Raw genomic sequence first — 4,233 nt, 5'->3', positions numbered from 1 at the left:
ACTGGTGCTGCTGGAGTGCTACACCGGCCTTCGTGCCTTTCCCGGACCCCCTGTCGAGGCAGCGCTGTCCCGCCTCGGCGTTTCACCCGCCCTACCGGTCTCGCTGCCGAGTGACCTCCGCGACCTCCTGGTGGCGATGACGGCGCTCGACCCGGGGGAGCGGCCCTCTGCCGCGGAGGTCGCCGCTGCCCTTGGCCCGGCCAGTGACCACGCGGGTGCTCCGACGCCGTCACCGGTCGAGGTCCTGACCGAGGAGTTCCGCGTGCCGACGGATGCCGTTGACGTCGATCCGACGCGCACCGCGGCCATGACGTTGCACCCACTTGTGCCCCTCAAGCGTCGGCGCACCGTGCTCGCCTCGGTCGCTGCCGTTGCCGCCCTCCTCGTCTTCTGGATGGCGGGTCCCCTCTCGGGCCCCGACAGCGATGGCGGCACCGATCCGGATCAGCCCGGTTCCCCGGTGACACCAGTGGCAGACCCTCCGGCCAGCGCGGTCACCCCCAGCACCACTCCGCCACCGGGTTCCGGGACGGCGCCCGGCCCCAGCGACGGCACGGGCGCAGCGCCTCCCACGAATGAGCCAGCTGGCGGTGGCGGCCAGGAGAAGGCGAAGGCGCCGAAGGAGACGAAGGGCCAGGAGGACAAGGGACGCGGCAAGGGTCGGGGCTGAGGGACCCGCGGCGTGTCAGGATGCGGGCATGCAGCACGAGATCGACCTCACTCCCCGGTTGCGCGGCAGCCTCGCCCTCGGTGCGTCGGCGTACGGCGCCAGTGCGGTCGGTGCAGCCGCGCTCGGGGCCCTGGCCGTCGGAGCGGTCGCGGTCGGCGCCGTGGCCATCGGCAAGCTGGCGCTGGGCGAGGGCCGGATCAGGAAGCTCGTCATCGACGAGCTCGAGGTCAAGGTCCTGCGGGTCGGTTCGATGGAGCCGCTCGACCCGAGCTGACGGGCGGCTGGTGGCCGACCGCGCTGGGTTCGTCGTCGAGAAGGATCGCGACCTGGCGGGCGAAGGCAACCGTGTCAGTGAGGGGCGAGGCGAACAACATGTCGACCTGCCAGGTCGACCTGGACGATGGCCGACCCGTCGCCGGCGGCGACGACCGTGGACTGCAGGGCGCCCGTGACGGCGTAGGTGCCGCCAGGGGCGAGGCGTTCGATGCGCAGGGCGGTCCGGACCGGTCCGGCACCCGGGCGCAGGACGAGGTCGAGGGCGGCCCCGTCGGTCACGGCCTTCGCGACCTGGACGTCGGGATAGGCCGCCTCGGCCAGGACCGGGCCGCGACGCCAGGACTCGGGTGCGCCGAAGCTCACCAGGTCGCGCAGGCCGCTGTGGCGGCCGAACCGGCCGAGATTCGCATAGAGGTTGGCCAGCCCAGACGCGTTGGCGTAGCGCCGCGCGCCGTTGGACTCCGCGACCTCCTGGTGCTCGTCGAGTCCGCGCTGCACCTCGGCGGCGAGGTCGTCGTCGCCGAGCTCGCGGGCCGCCATCAGGGTGACGACCTGGCTGTAGGTGTCGGTGCCGAGCTGGTAGTTGCCCGGGTCCAGCCGGGCCGAGACGGTCGGGCGGGTGGTCACGGCGCTGCCGGACCGGCGCAGGTCGTGCTCGCGGAGCAACCACCAGGTGCGTTGGGCGATGTCGGGCAGGGCTGCGTGCATCCAGTACGACGTCGTGATCTGGATGGACGGACCGGCCCACAGGTTCCACGACAAGCCGAGATGGCTGCTGCGTACGCCGATGATGCGGCCATCGGGGCGCAGGAACTCGGTCTCGTAGGACTCGCGCAGTCGGTCCTCGACCTCGGGGAAGTAGCCCGTTCCATGCAGTCGGTCGTGGCTGAGCAGGGTGCTCATCCCGAACGTGTTGCACACCGTGTAGATCCAGTTCGGCTCGCACGGGAACAGCCCGTACGCCGAGCCCTGGACGTTGCGGTGCACCGATGCGGCAAGGCTGCCGTAGTCGTGGGCGAAGTCGACGGCATCGTTCCAGCGGAACCTCAGGGCGCCGGGCTGCGAGTACCGGTCGTCGTTGAGGGTCTCGTACATGCCGACCATCAGGCCGTGGAAGCCGGTCAGCATGATGTTCTCGCGGTTGTCGACCGGATCCCGGTCGAGGTCGAGATTGCCCCAAGCGTTCTCGAGGGCCCAGTAGCCCCAGATCCGCCGGTCCAGCATCTTCTCGATGGCGTTGCGCTGGCCCTCGGCGAGGTAGCCGGTGAAAGCAGGCGTCCGGGTGAACTGGGCCATCGCGAGGGAGTAGCCGAGCGCGTTGAGCTGGTAGCGGGTCGCGGCCTCGCGGAACTGGTCGATCCGCGTGAAGCCCTCGAACGAGTCGAGCGGCTGCAGTGCCAGGTCGAGCGAGTAGCGGAGGTGGGCGAGGTCCTGTTCCGAGTGCTCGGTGACCGGCACCCGGACGTCGAGGCCGGGGGAGCCCGTGATCACGAAGTCGACCGTGCCGAGGCGTTGGTTGAGGCGGGCGCCGGTGCGGACCTGGTGCGCATGCCGGACCCGATGGACGGCGACGGCCAGGACGATGAGCGTCGGCCCCATCGCCAGGACGACGAGCTGGGTGGTCGTCGATCCCTGATCCGCGACCACGCCGCCGAGGGTTGCGGTCGCGATCCAGACGACGGGCGGGAGCACGGTCGGTCCGGTCGCCCACCAGGTGAACACGGAGAGCACCAGGGCGAGGATCGCCACGGCGGCGAGGACGGGGTGGCCGCCGTACAGGAGACCACCGCCGGGGAACGCGAGTCCGAGGCCTGCAGCGATCCAGCCCGCACCGAGGTCGAGTGCGCCGGGCAGGGCGCCGATCGCCCAGAGCCCGGCGAAGACCAGGACTGCGCGGCGCTGGCGCCGTGCTGTGGTGGGCGGTACGACGCGCGCGGGTGTCGGCAGCAGCAACCGGACGCGCTCGTCGGTGGCCAGCGCGCTCATGCCTTCACCGCCAGCAGTACGGCGCCGCCGGCCGCGGCCCACAGCCCGGAGGAGTGGAAGGCGGTGTCGATGAGCAGGGACGTCTCGGCCCAGCCGAACCAGCCGAAGACGTGCATGCCGACGAGTCCGATGGCGAACCAGGCGAGACCGGTGGCGACGAGTGCCCGGCCGGCGTACCTGCGGGAGGGAACCGTTCGTGTCGGAGGTGCCGCGAGGGCGAAGGCGGGTGCGCCGGGTGCCGGTCGGCGCGCCGGGGGAGCGAAGGCAAGGGCCACCGCCGGGGTGCCGGGCAGCACCGTGAACCAGGCTCGGCGAGCCTGTGCGAAGAGATAGGCGAGCGCCAGACAACAACCCATGGGACACCTCCGGTCAAAATAAGAACGTTGCCGTTCCTGTTTCGAGGATGAAGTAGGAACGGCAACGTGTCAAGATGTCCGTCGTGGCCGAAGCAGTCCGTCCGTATCGCGGCGTCAGCGCCGATGACCGGCGCGCACTGCGGCGCGCCCAGCTGCTCGAGGCGTGCCTCGACGTCGTCCTCGAGAGCGGCGTCGCCGGCACCACCGCGGAGGCGATCTGTGCGAAGGCCGGCTTGTCGAAGCGGTACTTCTACGAGAACTTCGCCGACCGGGAAGCAGTCCTCCTGGCCGCCCTTGACAGCTTTTTCGAGGCGGCCCGGGTCGCGGTCACTCCCGCGCTCGTGGCACCGGCCACCTCCACCGATGAACGGCTCACCCGCACGGTCGCGACTCTGGTCAGCGCAGTCTCCGCCGACGAACGCGCGGCCCGGTTGTACGTCGAGTCGTCACGCCACCCCGTCCTCGAGCAGCGCCGGACTGCGGCGTACGACGAGTTCGCCGACCTGATCCTGCGCCATGCGTTCGAGGTCGACATGGAACCGGCCAATCCGCGCGCACAGGCGGTCGCCCTGCTCATCGTCTCCGGCACGACCGAGGTGGTCGCGCGCTGGCTGGCCGGCGACCTCGACCTCGACGAGGCCGCGCTGGTGGAGACGATCAGCAGCATCGGACTTGCGTCCGCTGGAGTGCTCCGCGCCTGATCAGCCGCGGATTGCCTCGTCGATCGCCGCGCTGACCGACACGTTCCCGCCGATCAGGTTCCACTGCCGTCCGATCGTGTCATCGCGCTCGACCACTGCGGCGAGCACGGCCGCCACGTCGGCGCGGGTCACGGAGCCGCGCGGGAGGTCTGCGCCGAGCGCGACCAGGCCGGTCGGGGGTTCGTCGGTCAACAGGCCCGGCCGCAGGATCGTCCAGTCCAGGGAGCTGGCGCGCAGCGCGATG

At 71.1% G+C, this 4,233-nt stretch carries 5 protein-coding genes and 1 pseudogene; 3 read left to right on the top strand and 3 right to left on the bottom strand.

Annotated features, from left to right (window positions below):
- A pseudogene (locus tag ACOADB_RS28115) lies at nucleotides 1–670 on the top strand (hypothetical protein); the annotation flags it as partial.
- Between the two features lie 28 nt (nucleotides 671–698).
- Nucleotides 699–944: a hypothetical protein gene (locus tag ACOADB_RS28110; protein WP_378606959.1), complete on the top strand. Its 246-nt coding sequence runs from the start codon at nucleotides 699–701 to the stop codon at nucleotides 942–944.
- Nucleotides 945–1,018: 74 nt separating this feature from the next.
- On the opposite strand, the gene ACOADB_RS28105 is transcribed toward ACOADB_RS28110, so the two are convergent.
- Nucleotides 1,019–2,932, bottom strand: coding sequence for a hypothetical protein (locus ACOADB_RS28105; RefSeq protein ID WP_378606956.1), 1,914 nt, complete (start codon nucleotides 2,930–2,932; stop codon nucleotides 1,019–1,021).
- On the bottom strand, nucleotides 2,929–3,288 hold the full coding sequence (locus ACOADB_RS28100; RefSeq protein WP_378606953.1) for a hypothetical protein: 360 nt from the start codon (nucleotides 3,286–3,288) through the stop codon (nucleotides 2,929–2,931). The genes ACOADB_RS28105 and ACOADB_RS28100 overlap by 4 nt, the downstream gene beginning before the upstream one ends.
- 83 nt (nucleotides 3,289–3,371) lie before the next feature.
- On the opposite strand from ACOADB_RS28100, the gene ACOADB_RS28095 reads away from it, so the two are divergent.
- A complete protein-coding gene (locus ACOADB_RS28095) occupies nucleotides 3,372–3,989 on the top strand; it encodes a TetR/AcrR family transcriptional regulator (protein ID WP_378606950.1) in 618 nt (205 codons plus the stop codon).
- On the opposite strand, the gene ACOADB_RS28090 is transcribed toward ACOADB_RS28095, so the two are convergent.
- On the bottom strand, nucleotides 3,990–4,233 hold a 244-nt coding region (locus tag ACOADB_RS28090), incomplete at its 5' end, for an NAD(P)H-binding protein (protein WP_378606947.1).

The organism is Nocardioides sp. CPCC 206348 (assembly GCF_048654705.1).
Taxonomy (GTDB): domain Bacteria; phylum Actinomycetota; class Actinomycetes; order Propionibacteriales; family Nocardioidaceae; genus Nocardioides.
Note: the sequence above shows the minus strand (reverse complement) of the source record. Positions and strands in the feature narration are given on the sequence as shown.

Excerpts from the sequence above, each read along its gene's own strand:
- ACOADB_RS28100 (WP_378606953.1), bottom strand. The coding sequence starts at position 3,288 with ATGGGTTGTTGTCTGGCGCTCGCCTATCTCTTCGCACAGGCTCGCCGA.
- ACOADB_RS28105 (WP_378606956.1), bottom strand. The coding sequence starts at position 2,932 with ATGAGCGCGCTGGCCACCGACGAGCGCGTCCGGTTGCTGCTGCCGACA.
- ACOADB_RS28110 (WP_378606959.1), top strand. The coding sequence starts at position 699 with ATGCAGCACGAGATCGACCTCACTCCCCGGTTGCGCGGCAGCCTCGCC.